At 40.3% G+C, this 13,845-nt stretch carries 15 protein-coding genes and 1 pseudogene; 7 read left to right on the top strand and 9 right to left on the bottom strand.

What is annotated here, in order from left to right; genetic code table 11:
* The first annotated feature begins 69 nt into the window (after positions 1-69).
* Positions 70-912: a YitT family protein gene (locus RCG19_RS16375; protein ID WP_166246808.1), complete on the top strand. Its 843-nt coding sequence runs from the start codon at positions 70-72 to the stop codon at positions 910-912.
* A gap of 46 nt (positions 913-958) precedes the next feature.
* On the opposite strand, the gene RCG19_RS16370 is transcribed toward RCG19_RS16375, so the two are convergent.
* From RCG19_RS16370 to RCG19_RS16360, 3 genes are all read right to left on the bottom strand, one after another.
* Positions 959-1,144: a DUF3813 domain-containing protein gene (locus tag RCG19_RS16370; RefSeq protein ID WP_166246809.1), complete on the bottom strand. Its 186-nt coding sequence runs from the start codon at positions 1,142-1,144 to the stop codon at positions 959-961.
* A gap of 1 nt (position 1,145) precedes the next feature.
* Positions 1,146-1,298, bottom strand: a complete 153-nt coding sequence (locus tag RCG19_RS16365; RefSeq protein WP_166246810.1) for a hypothetical protein — start codon at positions 1,296-1,298, stop codon at positions 1,146-1,148.
* 118 nt (positions 1,299-1,416) lie between these two features.
* Positions 1,417-2,226: a Cof-type HAD-IIB family hydrolase gene (locus RCG19_RS16360; RefSeq protein WP_308107999.1), complete on the bottom strand. Its 810-nt coding sequence runs from the start codon at positions 2,224-2,226 to the stop codon at positions 1,417-1,419.
* A 280-nt stretch (positions 2,227-2,506) separates the two neighbouring features.
* On the opposite strand from RCG19_RS16360, the gene RCG19_RS16355 reads away from it, so the two are divergent.
* Entirely contained in the window at positions 2,507-2,815 is a 309-nt protein-coding gene (locus RCG19_RS16355; protein WP_166241573.1) for a metal-sulfur cluster assembly factor, read from the top strand.
* A gap of 16 nt (positions 2,816-2,831) precedes the next feature.
* Entirely contained in the window at positions 2,832-3,170 is a 339-nt protein-coding gene (locus RCG19_RS16350; protein ID WP_308107998.1) for a DsrE family protein, read from the top strand.
* A gap of 36 nt (positions 3,171-3,206) precedes the next feature.
* On the opposite strand, the gene RCG19_RS16345 is transcribed toward RCG19_RS16350, so the two are convergent.
* Together RCG19_RS16345 and RCG19_RS16340 are read right to left on the bottom strand one after the other, a co-directional pair.
* Positions 3,207-3,338 (bottom strand): DUF3941 domain-containing protein, encoded by a 132-nt coding sequence (locus RCG19_RS16345; RefSeq protein ID WP_308107997.1) that lies wholly within the window; start codon positions 3,336-3,338, stop codon positions 3,207-3,209.
* Between the two features lie 64 nt (positions 3,339-3,402).
* Positions 3,403-4,263 (bottom strand): CvfB family protein, encoded by an 861-nt coding sequence (locus tag RCG19_RS16340; RefSeq protein ID WP_308107996.1) that lies wholly within the window; start codon positions 4,261-4,263, stop codon positions 3,403-3,405.
* Positions 4,264-4,446: 183 nt separating this feature from the next.
* Between RCG19_RS16340 and RCG19_RS16335 the strand changes: the two genes are divergently transcribed.
* Both RCG19_RS16335 and RCG19_RS16330 read left to right on the top strand, forming a co-directional pair.
* Complete coding sequence (locus RCG19_RS16335) at positions 4,447-4,938, top strand: YajQ family cyclic di-GMP-binding protein (RefSeq protein ID WP_166241579.1); 492 nt, start codon at positions 4,447-4,449, stop codon at positions 4,936-4,938.
* A gap of 278 nt (positions 4,939-5,216) precedes the next feature.
* A complete protein-coding gene (locus tag RCG19_RS16330; protein WP_308107995.1) occupies positions 5,217-6,089 on the top strand; it encodes an SDR family oxidoreductase in 873 nt (290 codons plus the stop codon).
* 34 nt (positions 6,090-6,123) lie between these two features.
* Here RCG19_RS16330 and RCG19_RS16325 read toward each other — a convergent pair whose 3' ends face one another.
* Together RCG19_RS16325 and asnB are read right to left on the bottom strand one after the other, a co-directional pair.
* Positions 6,124-7,650, bottom strand: coding sequence for an alpha-amylase family glycosyl hydrolase (locus RCG19_RS16325; RefSeq protein WP_308107994.1), 1,527 nt, complete (start codon positions 7,648-7,650; stop codon positions 6,124-6,126).
* A gap of 132 nt (positions 7,651-7,782) precedes the next feature.
* A pseudogene (gene asnB / locus RCG19_RS16320) lies at positions 7,783-9,628 on the bottom strand (asparagine synthase (glutamine-hydrolyzing)).
* 200 nt (positions 9,629-9,828) lie between these two features.
* Here asnB and RCG19_RS16315 point away from each other — a divergent pair.
* On the top strand, positions 9,829-10,392 hold the full coding sequence (locus RCG19_RS16315) for a DUF2777 domain-containing protein (protein ID WP_166241588.1): 564 nt from the start codon (positions 9,829-9,831) through the stop codon (positions 10,390-10,392).
* Positions 10,393-10,461: 69 nt separating this feature from the next.
* Here RCG19_RS16315 and RCG19_RS16310 read toward each other — a convergent pair whose 3' ends face one another.
* Positions 10,462-11,490, bottom strand: coding sequence for a ThiF family adenylyltransferase (locus RCG19_RS16310; RefSeq protein WP_308107993.1), 1,029 nt, complete (start codon positions 11,488-11,490; stop codon positions 10,462-10,464).
* 206 nt (positions 11,491-11,696) lie between these two features.
* On the opposite strand from RCG19_RS16310, the gene RCG19_RS16305 reads away from it, so the two are divergent.
* A complete protein-coding gene (locus tag RCG19_RS16305) occupies positions 11,697-13,526 on the top strand; it encodes an aldehyde ferredoxin oxidoreductase family protein (protein WP_308107992.1) in 1,830 nt (609 codons plus the stop codon).
* A 45-nt stretch (positions 13,527-13,571) separates the two neighbouring features.
* Here RCG19_RS16305 and RCG19_RS16300 read toward each other — a convergent pair whose 3' ends face one another.
* Positions 13,572-13,844 (bottom strand): MoaD-like domain-containing protein, encoded by a 273-nt coding sequence (locus RCG19_RS16300; RefSeq protein ID WP_166241594.1) that lies wholly within the window; start codon positions 13,842-13,844, stop codon positions 13,572-13,574.
* Position 13,845: the final 1 nt, after the last annotated feature.

Here is a 13,845-nt window from a genome sequence, read left to right as displayed (position 1 = left end):
ACTTATTATTTTACCTTCAGTTTATCGGTTTCGGCTTAAAAATACAATTTAAATTAAGGGGGCACACCATTGATTTGGCTACAGACGAAAAAAGCTTTTATTGTTGCGGTTGGTGCATTGTTAAATGCACTCGCCATGAATTTATTTCTCATTCCAGCGAATGTATACTCCAGCGGTTTTACCGGAATTGCACAATTACTTTCGAAAGTCCTTAGTGATTATACACCCATTCATGTCTCAATGGGTTTTTTATTGCTTGTCCTCAATATTCCCGTTGCAATTCTCGGTTGGAAGAAGGTAGGTAAATCGTTTACGATTTATAGTTTTATGAGTGTGTTACTATCGTCTCTGTTTCTAACATTGGTTCCAATCCAGAAATTTTCACATGATATCTTACTGAATGCCGTATTTGGCGGAGTCATTCAAGCAATCGGGGTTGGGATCACTTTAAAATGGGGAGCATCCACAGGCGGTGTTGATATTATTGCGATGGTTTTATCAAGACTTAAAGACAAACCTGTTGGGCCATATATGTTCGTATTAAACGGGATTATCGTTATGACCGCTGGCTTCTTATTTGGCTGGGAAAAAGCCCTTTATACACTGGTGGTCTTATATGCCTCGACGAGGGTTGTTGATGCTATCCATACAAGGCATGCCAAGCTGACAGCGATGATTATTACCAAAAAGGCAGAAGAGCTGAAAAAAGCGATTCATGCTTCGCTTGTTAGGGGTATTACAATGATTCCCGCTAAAGGGGCGTTTTCCAATGAATCAAAGGACATGCTGATGATCGTCATTACCCGCTATGAACTTTATGATTTAGAAAGAATCATTAAGGAAGTGGATCCCCTAGCGTTTACAAACATCGTACAGACGACCGGGGTTTATGGATTCTTTCGCAGAGATTAGAAAAGCGGAAGCGCCTTGTTATGGCGTTCCCGCTTTCTTTTTTTCCTTACTGAATATGATCAAGCTCTTGTTGCATTTGTTGGAGCTGGGCTTGCTCTGCGACAGTCGAGTTGGCAAAAGCAGAACTTAGGGAATTCTTAGCCTTTGCGACTGCAGAATCAAGGTCATTAGGGTTAGCGGATTTCGCCATTTCCACAAATCTCCGTGCTTCCTGGAATAATTGGTTTCCCATGTTATATTCCTCCAAGCGAGGATTCGTGCACATTTGCCATCTTCTGAGCTTCTGCTTCAGCGTAGGTCATGTGATAAGGAATACGTTCGGCATGCTTGCTAACTGTATCCTTTCCTTGCTGGACAAAGCGTTTTGATTTGTTTGATTTACCCATTCGAATCCCTCCAATATGCTAAGAAGCTTATATTGAAACAGCAACGCTGCCTCAATAATTAGTATGCTCCAAAAGCAGACCGTTCATTTAGGAAAAGCTTGGTCAAGGTGCTTCCGCGTTATAATTTTAACAAATCCGCCAAATATGCCCCAACACCATCTTCTTCATTACTCAAGGTTACATCATTAGCGATATTCTTTACCTGGTCAATCCCATTTCCCATCGCAATTCCATGACCGGCATATTCAAGCATTTCCAAATCATTGTCTTCGTCGCCAAAAGCAATAATTCTTTCAGTTGGGATCCCAAAGTAATCTGCTGCCTTTTTCAAGCCTACAGCTTTATTTAACCCAACTTTAATGATTTCAATGACATGCCATGGGGCAGCCCAGCTTCGTTGTTCAATCACTTCGGCGTGAATCTCAGATAAATGATCACGAATTAATTTAAGCTGATCTTCCTCTGTATGGATCAACATACTTGTAGGTGCATCGTTTAAAAAGTTTTGTAAATCACCTGTGGTAATTTTGGGATTGCCAAAGCTAAAAATGTCTAAAAGCTTCTCATCATGGTAATGGAAATAAATATCGTCCATTACTTCGGCAATTATATTGTGAAACTGAAAACTTCTGCAAGCTTCGACAATGTCCTTTGCTACTTTTACATCAAGTGGTTCATGATAGAATCCCCAGCTTGAATCAAGCGGATGATGCATAAAAGCTCCATTAAAATTAACAATTGGTGTGTTTAGCTCCAATTCGCGATAATACATTTCACTTGAACGATAAGGTCTGCCGGTTGCAATCATGACAATATGACCTTCAGCTTTTGCTTTTTGAATAATTTCCTTATTTTTTTGAGAAATAGTTTTATCATCTTTTAATAATGTCCCATCTAAATCTAATGCGATTAAATGTTTTTCTGCCATATTAACTCCTTCTTATTTCAAATTTCCGTTAGTGAATGCATTGCTTTAGGAAAAAAATTGTTTACATGATACACTACATGTAAGAATGATGATTATTATTTCTATATTTACTATGTTAACAACTTTATATCTAACCTGTAAAAAAATTCACACCAAAAGCAACAAAAAAGCTATATACTTTTATATGTTCAAACAAAAGCGGTTTTAATTACCGCCTTTTGGAAATTGTAATAAAAACTAGCAATGAAGTAAATAAAAATATAGTAAGGAGTGAAACCATATGAATGAAGAATTAAAAGAAAACATTATGGGTGCATTAGAGTTAGTTATTGACCCTGAGTTAGGTGTCGACATCGTCAATTTAGGCTTGGTATATGATGTTGAATTGGATGATGAGGGAAAGGCTACAGTTACGATGACGTTAACGGCAATGGGCTGCCCACTTGCTGGAACCATTGTCGACCAAGTGAAAAGAGCACTAACTGACATCCCTGAGATCAAAGAAACGGAAGTAAATATTGTTTGGAATCCGCCTTGGAATAAAGAAATGATGTCCCGTTATGCGAAAATCGCCTTAGGTATCCGTTAAGGAGTGATGATAGCACATGAAAAACAAAGTGATTTTAGTTAGCTCGAATCAACTTGGCAGGGGCGACCAAATTCTTGGTGAAAGTATCCTTGAAACTTTCTTTACGATACTTAAGCAAAAGGAAGAGCTCCCGGCAGCCGTTTTTTGTATGAATAGCGGAGTGCTCACCATGACTGAGGAATCTCTTGTCTCGGTTCATCTAAAAGAATTGGAAGCAAAAGGTGTCGATATTTTAGCATGTAAAACATGTGCCGATCACTATGAAGTAACTGAAAAATTGGAAGTTGGCAAAATTAGTGGGATGGGCGACTTTATTGATTTGGCAGCAAAATATGAGATTTTAACCATTTCTTAAAAAGAAAGGAATGAGGTGCTCGCACCTCATTCCTTATTATTTATGGTCTGTTTTCTTTGTGTATTGATTTTTCCCTGCCTGACGGTTTTTTTCACGCATCATATTCTTTTCGTGGTGAAGGGCATTATTGTCTTTTGCTTTTTTGTCATTATCAGAAGTGTGCGGCATTACCATGCTCCTTTCAAAATTCCTTGCAACCTTAGTGTAAGCATTAAGAAAGAGAGTATGTAAGTTAGTTTTTTACATATGTCCAGCTACCTTCTTGGTAGACCTTACCTTCTTTCATCAGTTTCCCCAGCGCACGTTTAAAGGCCCCTTTGCTTAAGTCAAATCGCTCTTGGATATCTTCCGGTGTGCTTTTATCACTAAATGGCATGGCACCATTTCTACTCATTAAGTACTCGTAGATTCTAGCTGCATCCAAATCTTGTGATTCCTCTTTTCTTGCAAGTAAAGAAACATTAATCGTTCCATCTTCCTTGACGTCAATGATCCGTCCTTCTACTTTTTCACCTAACCGTGGCTCTGTACCCCGTTGTGATTCATGAATAAATCCTTTAAAGCCTTCAATAGTGTAGACCCAGCTGCCTACCTTTGCCGTACGGTATATATGACCTTGGATATTTTTATTAAAATCTTTCTCGGTTGCCTTGACGGAAATCGATTGAATCACTTGATCACTGGCTTGCTTTGCATAAATCAGATGATTACGATTTACTCTTAGGGTGACATACACCATATCACCGATGTTCGGCCAGACCGATTGATGGGCTGGAAGATCATCAGCACCTAACAGAATATCCTTTGGGAGGCCAATATTTAAAAAGACGCCGATTCTCGGGTTTGTATCTGTTACTTTTACCCAAGCGTATTGTCCAACAGAAACTTCCGGAATCGTCATCGAAGCGGATATTCTCCCTTGTGAATCGACAAATATAAAGACTTCGACTTCGTCTCCTTCCGCTAATTCTTGATGCGCTTGATTACTATGCAATAAAACATCTTCATTTCCATCAGATAAAAAATAGCCAAACTCGGCTTTCCGCGCAACAGTAAGCGTTGTTGCTTGACCTATTAATTCATTGAGTGACATATATAACTCCCCTTTTCTTTTTTCGGAGATTTTTCCTGTGAGATTCCTGTCTAGCGCAAGCAGCTAGGCGCTTCCGCTTTTCTAATCTTGTTTAGACTGATATATTTTACTATAATGTACCCATAAAGGGAAACTTTTGCAGGAGCTTATGTTTCTATTTATTTTAAAATGGAGGTTAAAACGATGTCTAAAGACAGCTCATTTGATATTGTATCCAAAGTTGAATTTACCGAAGTCACAAATGCCATTACGGCAACAATGAAAGAGATCGGCACCCGTTACGATTTTAAGGGCAGCAAAAGTGAAGTTTCACTTGATAAGGAAGAGCTGGTCCTCATTTCTGACGACGAATATAAAATGGATCAATTAAAGGATGTATTATTTAGTAAATTAATTAAAAGAGGTGTTCCTGTAAAAAATCTTGATTATGGGAAAATCGAAAGGGCATCAGGAGGAACGGTGCGGCAAAGAGCAAAAATTGCTCAAGGGATCGATAAAGAAAATGCTAAAAAGATTAACACGATTATAAAAAATAGTGGTGTCAAAGTGAAAAGTCAAGTGCAGGACGATCAGGTCCGTGTCAGCGGCAAAAACCGGGATGATTTACAAAAAATTATTTCCTTGGTCCGTGAAGCAGACCTTAGTATTGATGTCCAATTCATCAATTACCGATAAGGTGTTAGGCAGAAGGTTTAATCCTTCATGCCTTTTTTATTTCTTTTCATAATTTAACTCATTTAATGAAAACTAACAAGAAAAGCGGAAGGCGCCGTCTATCGTCGTATGGACTGGAGCGCTTCGATTGAGATAAAGGAAACACGGAGAGCGTGGCGATCCGATGTTGACTTATCCTAGGGAGAAGAGTGAAGTACACTAGCCGATGGCGCCTGGAGCTGGACAATTCTCAAAGTTAAAATTATATTTTTTTGATAAACTAACGGAGGTTTTCATAAATGAGTAGTAATAAAAACCAACAAAAGCAAACATTTCCGCCCCAGCATCAAAACCACCAGCCTGGAATAGAAAGTGAAATGAATCCGCTTCCGATTTCTGTTGCTCCCAATTATAAGTCTGGAGACAAATTAGCTGGTAAAACCGCGATCATTACGGGGGGCGATAGTGGAATCGGCAAATCTGTTGCGATTTATTTTGCCAAGGAGGGTGCAGATATCGCGATTGTTTATTTAGAAGAACATCAGGATGCCGAGGAAACAAAGCAGCTAATCGAAGCAGAAGGTCGCACTTGCCTCCTTTATGCCGGTGACATTGGCGATGAAGAATTTTGTAAAGAGATCGTGAATAAGACAATTGATCAATTTGGTAGGCTGGATATACTCGTCAATAATGCGGCAGAGCAGCATCCACAACAAAGCCTATTGAATATTACATCGGCACAGCTGGAGAAAACATTTCGAACCAATCTATTTTCCTACTTTTATATGACCAAAATGGCTCTTCCCTATTTACAGGAAGGGGCATCCATCATTAACACCGCATCGATTACAGCGTATGAAGGAAATGAACAATTACTTGATTACTCCGCATCTAAGGGAGCCATTGTTTCTTTTACGCGATCCTTGGCCATGTCACTCGCTGCACAGGGAATACGTGTAAATGGAGTAGCTCCGGGCCCTATTTGGACTCCGCTCATCCCATCAACATTTACGGAGGATAAAGTTGCCACGTTTGGGTCTACCTCCCCAATGGGACGTGCAGGACAGCCTTATGAGTTGGCACCCGCCTATGTGTTCTTAGCGTCTGATGACTCCTCATATGTCAGCGGGCAAATGATTCATGTAAATGGCGGGACAATTGTCAATGGCTAAAAAAATGTATCGGCGGGACAACCGCCGATACGTTTTAGTCTATTCTTTTCGTTTTTCTTCTCTTGATGAGGAAGTAAAGGAAGATACCCACTAAGATATAAACGACAATTAAGGAGGCAATAAGTGAAATCTTAATTCCACTTTTTTCGGTCAGTACATATATTTCAGAATTATCGCGATCTTGGATGAGAATGTATTGATGTTGACGACTGCGAACAAGATCCCCTCCAAGTAAACCACGGAGCTCCTTACCGTCCGCTAACTGCTTATCTGTTAAAATAACCTTTTGTGATTTGGTGGAATTATTGATGGCAACGACTGATGTTTCCCCTTTATAGACCCGTTTATAAACCATCATTCCACCTTTGTCATAAAGCACTTCCATCGTCCCTCTTGTTAAAGAAGCAAGTTGTTTTCGCTGCTCGGCAAGCTTGGTAATATATTCGATCAGTTCTTTTTCCGTACGAAAATTCATCTGTCTGCGGTTATCGGGAATATCTCCCCCAATTAAGGCAATTTCAGTTCCATAATAAAACATCGGAACACCTGGGGTCGTATACAAATAAGTTAAAGCTGTTTTCCACCGTGAGCCAGGAAACTGTCTCTTGTCAACAATATCATTCGTAAATCTTGTCGTATATTCATTATCTAAAAAGTTGGCCATTAATCCGTCTTTTTTTTCAGAACTATAAAAGGCAGAGTTAAGGGGGCTAAAAGATTGATTTGTCGTTGCAAAAGCCTTTCTTAATTTCTCACTTTGGGAATAATCAAATAAGCTGTCAATTCCGGCATCATGATATTTATTTACATCCAATGCCGCATTCTCAGCTGGAAGGCCAATTAGGAAAAATCCCTTTTTCCCTTTCTTTACCTCCTTTGAAAAATCAGTCCAAAAGCTTACTGGAACATGATTGACCTCTGGAAGGCTATATCCATCCACATCTGTTTTCTTCATCCACCATTTTGCTGCATCGATTAAGTACTTTTTGACTTCGGGGTTGTCCTGATTAAGGTCAGGTAATCCATCGACCCAGCCATTTTCAAGCTCTTGCTGATTATTCGTATCAACGATTTCCTGTTTTTGATGAAACCAGTCTTGTTTGCTTGAATCCTTTACCCACGGATGGGTAGCGGCAGTGTTATTCGTGACAAAATCCATTAATACCTTTATTTTTCGCTTATGTGCTTCTTTCACAAGCTTTTGAAACGTCTTCATCGATCCAAAATGCTCATCCGTTTTGTAAAAATCATTCACCCAATAGCCATGGTATCCATTCTTGGCATTATCGAAGATGGGTGTTAAACGAATGGCAGTGAAGCCCATATCCTGTATGTAATCTAATTTGTCAATAATCCCTTGAAAGTCGCCGCCGTTATAGACATTGGGGTCCTTGGCATTCACATCGATATCATTGTTTATATCCCCGTTGTTGAACCGGTCAATCATGATAGAATATACAGTTTCATCCTGCCACAGCCTGTCTTTCTTTTCTATAGCAGCTTGGGCCGGCAGGGCTGAAATGAATAATAAGGTGATTAAAAAGAGTGTAATTTTCTTCATCTATTTTCCTCCTCCAAAAAAGGGAAGAGCACCCTCTTCCCAACACTTATTTTAATCTAATAAGGTTTTTATTCCAAATTTAATTTCTACTTTTTGAAATAAAACTGCATTTTTCATTTGTTGATTCACTTTCTACTTCACTATATTAATATCGTAATCCTTAAACCATGTGTGAAGCTGCACAAGATAGGCCAATAATTGCGGCCCTGTCATGAGCTGGCCAAACCACGGTTCTTGAAAGGATTTCCCCCGTCTCGACAATCTTTTCCAACCGATCCTTTTGGAAAAATTCATGCAATACCGAGGATTTATCTTGTAGGATTGACTCCACCCATTTTTGAATGGCCACCGTATATGCCGGATTGTGCGTCTTTGGATAAGGACTTTTCTTTCGGTAAAGGACCTCCTCCGGAAGAATCCCCTCAAAGGCCTTTCTTAGAATCCCTTTTTCCCTGCCGCGGTACATTTTCATCTCCCATGGGATGTTCCACACGTATTCCACAAGTCGGTGGTCAGCAAATGGAACTCTGACTTCAAGGCTCGCCCCCATACTCATACGGTCTTTTCGATCCAGCAATGTCGTCATAAACCAGGTCATATTAATATAAAACAATTCTCTCCGCTTCGCCTCAACCAAACTTTCCCCTTCCATTTTCGGGGTTTCCGCAATAGCTTTTTGATATTGTTCACTGCTGTATTCATCCAGTTTCAATTTTTCCTGCCAATGCGATTTTAATAAATCTTGTCTCTCACCGACAGAACGCATCCATGGAAAACCCGGGCGTTCAAGATCTTGTTTACGATGAAACCATGGATATCCTCCGAAAATTTCATCGGCGCATTCGCCCGATAGGCCGACAACAAAGTCTTTTTTTATTTCTTTACAAAACCATAATAAGGAAGAATCCACATCTGCCATGCCCGGAAAATCTCTAACATGTGTGGCCTCCAATAAATCATGTACAAGCTGCTGCTGTGATATCGTTTTGTTAAAATGTTTCGTATGAAATTGATCTGTTATCATTTGTATGAATCGCTCATCAGCATCAGGCTGAAATTCATTCGAGGAAAAATATTGGTCATTTCCTTCATAATCGATGGAATACGTATGAAGCTGCCCTTTTCCCTGTTCTTGAAATCCTTTTGCAGCAATGGCCGTAATGATGCTGGAATCAAGACCCCCGGATAAGAATGTACATAAGGGTACATCGGAAACAAGCTGTCTCGTTACAGCGTCGGTCACTAAATAACGAACCTTTTCCGCTGTTTCTTCGACACCATCCTTATGCTCTTCACTTTTTACATTCCAATAACGCCATATTTTTAGGCCGTTTTTTGAAAATGTCAGCGCATGAGCGGGTCTCAACTCTTTCATTCCTTTAAACACACCGGACCCAGGTGCCCTTGATGGCCCTGCACCGAATATTTCAGCTAGCCCTTCCTGGTCAATTTCAGTTTTGATTTCCGGATGGGCTAGAATGGCCTTCAACTCTGAAGCAAAGATAAGCCCTTTTTTATGCTCGGTGAAAAATAATGGTTTTACTCCAAGCCGATCTCGTCCAATAAAGAGTTGTTCTCTTTTCGAATCCCATATGGCAAAGGCATATATGCCGTTTAAATAATTTACACATTCCTCCGCCCATTCTATATAGGCAGTTAACAGAACTTCTGTATCAGAATGACCTTTAAAGGAATATCCTTTAGTATGGAGTATTTTGCGGATATCTTCAGTGTTATATAATTCGCCGTTGTAGCAAATGGTGTAATCAAGATCCCCTTTTTGCTTGGTCATTGGTTGTCTGCCCCCTTCAGGATCGACAACAATTAACCGCTTATGACCAAAACCAACATGTGTATCAAACCAAATGTTGGTTTCATCAGGACCCCTTTTCGCTAACGTATTCACCATTTTCGTTAATGTATCTGTTTCGTTTTTTATTGGATGTGAAAAATTTACCCACCCCGAGATTCCGCACATTGACATCTCACTCCTTTACAAAAAATTATAGATCGATCATGCATGCTCTATAGTATTCAGCCCATGTCAAATGGTTAATTGTCCATATAACTGCAACCCAGTATAAATTTATACTTATTTTTTAAAAAAACTTTAGTTATAAAACGTCAGGAAGATGTCTAAAAAGAAAAATGAAAGCAACTGTGCTACGGAGGTTAACAATGAATCGACAGCAACGAATAAATCTATATAATAGCCAGCAAAGGGCCTACAATGAGGGAACAGTGGAACAGATTAACAATCAATGGATATTTTTCGATGAGGAGACAGAGGAAGCAACTATGCTCGATGATTTCGTTCATCAAGAAATTGAAATCTTTCGTTTGAACCGCTGGAAAAAAGGAATATTGAATGAACCGGGAAAAATTCATTGTGGAAAGGAAGCGATTATGCTTCGTGATCACGATACAATACGAATGAGGAAACACTTAATTTACTCATTAGAAAGACTTTTAGATGGAGTAAACGATGATGCTTTTTTCCAATTTATCACTACATTAAATTCCCTGAATTTTTCTATTTATGATTGTATTTATTGTTATAACCATTTATCCTTCTTATCAGATGAACACCGTAAGGACGGGGTGAATTTTTTGGTATTTGACAATCAGGAGCAAATTTGCAATGTCCAGCATCACTTCTGTTATTATGAAAAGGTCAATGACCGATTTGAATTCACCTTAAACACTGGGAAGCGATTAATAATAGAAAAAATGATTTCTTAAAGAATAGCGGAAGGCGCCTGGAGATGGACAATAAGAAAAAGGTGTGGTGGCGCTCACACCTTTTTCTATTTACGTTCCAATATATTTTGAATAAAGTGTTTTCGCTTTGACGATATCATTTGTGCCATGGATAAGCACACGAGAATCCTTAAATACCACAATGAAAATACCCTCTTCAGGGGAAAAGCGCAGTAAAAAGTCGTTTCCTGTGACTTTACCACTCTTCCTTAAGACCTCTGTTGTCTTTTTTAAATCCAGCTCGCTCTTTTTCCGTGGGTTGATTTGAACTGTATCCCTGCCGCAAAGGCTTGTATAAGCAATTTGCTGCCCTGACAATCGATCAAGATAATCAAATTGCCTCTTCACGCATGCAGGACACTCAGGATTTCTCCCCTGCGAGATATCCATTTGCATGGAGGAAACGTCCCAAATATCGATTTGTTCCAAGTTAAGCGTTGTTTCCGCACCCACTATAAGTTTTATCGTTTCCATCGCCTGGAAAGAGCCAATAATATCCGTTAATGGTGACAATACACCTACCGTATCACACGTTTCGCCGGTCCCAGTAGGTACATAGGGAAAGAGACAACGATAGCAAGGGGTTACTCCCGGTTTAATAACCGCAAACATCCCGCGCGAACTCACTGCCGCACCGTGCACCCACGGAGTTCCACGCTTAACTGCCACATCATTAATTAAAAAGCGCGTCTGGAAGTTGTCGGTTCCATCAACAATCACGTCAACCCCAGCTAATAGTTCCTCTGCATTTTCCAAATTCAAATCTGCTATTACTGCCTCAACCGTAACGGTTGAATTAATTTTCTTTAGTCTATTTTGCGCCGCCACTGCTTTAGGAAGATGTAATCTTGCATCCTCTTCATCAAAGAGCGTTTGGCGCTGGAGATTGGATAGTTCTACCAAATCACGGTCGATTAGCCTGATGAATCCCACACCTGATCGGACAAGATGGTTTGCAATCACGGTACCAAGTGCCCCTGCCCCAACAACAGCAACCCGGCTTTTCAACAATTTCTCTTGCCCCTCTACCCCAATCCCTTGAAAAAGAACTTGTCTTGAATATCGTTCCAAGCCACTCACCTGAATTCCTCTTTTCTCTATTCATATTACTATTATCTTACCAAATTTTTTTCTTTTCATAGTACCTAAAATTCAATTTTCAAAATATTACAAAAGGGTGTATAATAATAATTGGGGAAAAAGCTAATTTTTGGAGAAATCTCTTTGTATATTTTAAATGTAATAAGAGATTAGTATAAAAAATAATGGAAAAGAGGGGAATTACTTTGAATCTAGGCGGTTTTAAAAACAAGGAAGTCTTAGTTGACTTAACCAATGGGACTGTTGATTACAGGGCCATAAATGAAAGCGATGCCAAAAAGTACATAGGCGGCCGCGGTCTCGGGGTTAAGTATGTGCTGGATAATGGTCCTTCAGTTGAGCCGTTATCACCTGAAAATATTTTATGCTTTATGACTGGTCCGGTTACCGGTTCCCGTTCGTCTATGAGTGGACGTCTATGTGTTGTAACAAAATCTCCGCTTACGGGGACCGTCACCGACTCTCACATCGGCGGATGGACGGCGGCACGTTTAAAGTGGGCAGGTATCGACAATCTAATTTTCTCAGGAAAAAGTGATAAGCCTGTATATCTTTACATTGCTGAAGGTAAAGCAGAACTCCGTGATGCATCCAATTTGTGGGGAACAAGCACAAGGGCCTTCATCAAAGCGATGAAAGATCAACATGGTGAAGAAGACCTAAGTGTCATGACAATTGGTCAGGCAGGTGAAAACACTGTTCGGTTTGCCTCATTTATTAATGAACATGACCGCGCTGCTGGTCGCGGCGGTACTGCTGCAGTCGCCGGATATAAAAAGCTTAAGGCGATTGTCATTAAAGCCGCACAAAAAGGGAACATGCCTGTTGCTAAATTAGAGAGTGAGTATAAGGATGCGAATAAAAAAGCCGTTAAAGCCATCCTCGATGGCGGCTTAACAGCACCAAATAAAGGCGGCTTATCCGTCTATGGTACAAACGTGTTAACAAACCTGATTAACGAGGTTGGAGCACTGCCAACGAAAAACTCCCAGTTTACTCATTGGGATGAAGCAGAAAAGCATAGTGGTGAATATGTGAACACACATTTACGTGTAGCGAACAAAACCTGCCACGCCTGCCCTGTTGGCTGTAAAATTGAAGTAGAAGTAAAGGATGGCAAATATAAGACACGAGTGGAAAGCATTGAATTTGAATCTGCATGGTCCCTTGGTTCCAACTGTCTATTAAGTGACGCTGAAGCGATTTCCTTTATGATTGACCGCTGCAATGAGTACGGCCTTGATACCATTGAACTGGGGCACGCCTTTTCTGTAACGATGGAAGCCTATGAAAAAGGGATCATTTCTGAGGAGCTAATCTGGGGTGATGCCGATTCCATGATTGAATTAACTAGAAAAATTGCTTTCCGCGAAGGCTTCGGCGGTACACTTGCTGAAGGACCAGCACGCGCCGCTGCTTCTTGGGGTGCACCTGAACTTTCCATGTCCGTAAAAGGCCAATCGATTCCAGCCTATGACCCTCGTGGAATTCAAGGGATCGGGCTAGGTTATGCCACAAGTAACCGCGGTGCCTGCCACTTGCGCGGTTATACTGTTGCAAGTGAAATTGCCGGTATTCCAGAGCCAACCGACCGTTTACAACCAGAAGGGAAAGGCGAATTATTAAAAGTATTCCAAGATATGCTTGCCTTCTCTGATTCTATGAATATTTGTAAATTCTCTTCTTTCTCTGAAAATGCGGAGCATTATGCCGAGCAATATAGTGCGATGACGGGTGTCCAATTGACAGCAGATGACGTCATGAAGGCCGGAGAAAGAATCTATAACCTGGAGCGTTATTATAATAACCTTGCAGGCTTCAATAAACGTGAAGACGACTTCCTTCCAAAACGGTTCACTGATGAACCGGCATCAGGAAACAGCGCTGGTGTTGTCAGCCGTATGGATATCATGCTTGAAGAATATTATCAGGTACGGGGCTGGCAGGACGGACTTGTACCGAATGAAAAGCTGCGTGAATTAGGCATTATTGATGCTGAAAATCAGCTAGTATAAAATGAAGAAGGCTTCTGCAAATAAAGTTGCAGAAGCCTTCTTTGATTACCCGCCAATTCTGGTTGTTTTGTAACGATAATTTTTAATTAATGCTTCAAGTATTGTATCTGTATCTGCTTTAAAGCGGACCTTAGCAGCATTTACCTTAAATGTTTCAGTAAATGTTATTTCCTTCTCCGATAAGATCTGTCCACTCCAGCTCTCAGCCTCATAAATGAAGGGAAACGAATCCGTCTTCTGTTTCGCACCGAGCTCTTCGAAATACAATCCCAAATACGCTATACTAATGCCCCGAAACTCTAAATCTATTGTCGCCATT

The organism is Neobacillus sp. OS1-2 (assembly GCF_030915505.1).
Classification (GTDB): Bacteria; Bacillota; Bacilli; order Bacillales; family Cytobacillaceae; genus Neobacillus.
The sequence above is the reverse complement of the archived record's forward strand: the minus strand, read 5'-3'. Positions and strand labels throughout refer to the sequence as shown.

Bases quoted from the DNA above. Each gene is read 5' to 3' on its own strand.
- RCG19_RS16330 (WP_308107995.1), top strand. From the start codon at position 5,217: ATGAGTAGTAATAAAAACCAACAAAAGCAAACATTTCCGCCCCAGCAT.
- RCG19_RS16370 (WP_166246809.1), bottom strand. From the start codon at position 1,144: ATGGGAAACCAATTATTCCAGGAAGCACGGAGATTTGTGGAAATGGCG.
- RCG19_RS16340 (WP_308107996.1), bottom strand. From the start codon at position 4,263: ATGTCACTCAATGAATTAATAGGTCAAGCAACAACGCTTACTGTTGCG.
- RCG19_RS16350 (WP_308107998.1), top strand. From the start codon at position 2,832: ATGAAAAACAAAGTGATTTTAGTTAGCTCGAATCAACTTGGCAGGGGC.
- RCG19_RS16355 (WP_166241573.1), top strand. From the start codon at position 2,507: ATGAATGAAGAATTAAAAGAAAACATTATGGGTGCATTAGAGTTAGTT.
- RCG19_RS16325 (WP_308107994.1), bottom strand. From the start codon at position 7,650: ATGAAGAAAATTACACTCTTTTTAATCACCTTATTATTCATTTCAGCC.
- RCG19_RS16365 (WP_166246810.1), bottom strand. From the start codon at position 1,298: ATGGGTAAATCAAACAAATCAAAACGCTTTGTCCAGCAAGGAAAGGAT.
- RCG19_RS16300 (WP_166241594.1), bottom strand. From the start codon at position 13,844: ATGGCGACAATAGATTTAGAGTTTCGGGGCATTAGTATAGCGTATTTG.
- RCG19_RS16315 (WP_166241588.1), top strand. From the start codon at position 9,829: ATGAATCGACAGCAACGAATAAATCTATATAATAGCCAGCAAAGGGCC.
- RCG19_RS16360 (WP_308107999.1), bottom strand. From the start codon at position 2,226: ATGGCAGAAAAACATTTAATCGCATTAGATTTAGATGGGACATTATTA.
- RCG19_RS16335 (WP_166241579.1), top strand. From the start codon at position 4,447: ATGTCTAAAGACAGCTCATTTGATATTGTATCCAAAGTTGAATTTACC.
- RCG19_RS16345 (WP_308107997.1), bottom strand. From the start codon at position 3,338: ATGCCGCACACTTCTGATAATGACAAAAAAGCAAAAGACAATAATGCC.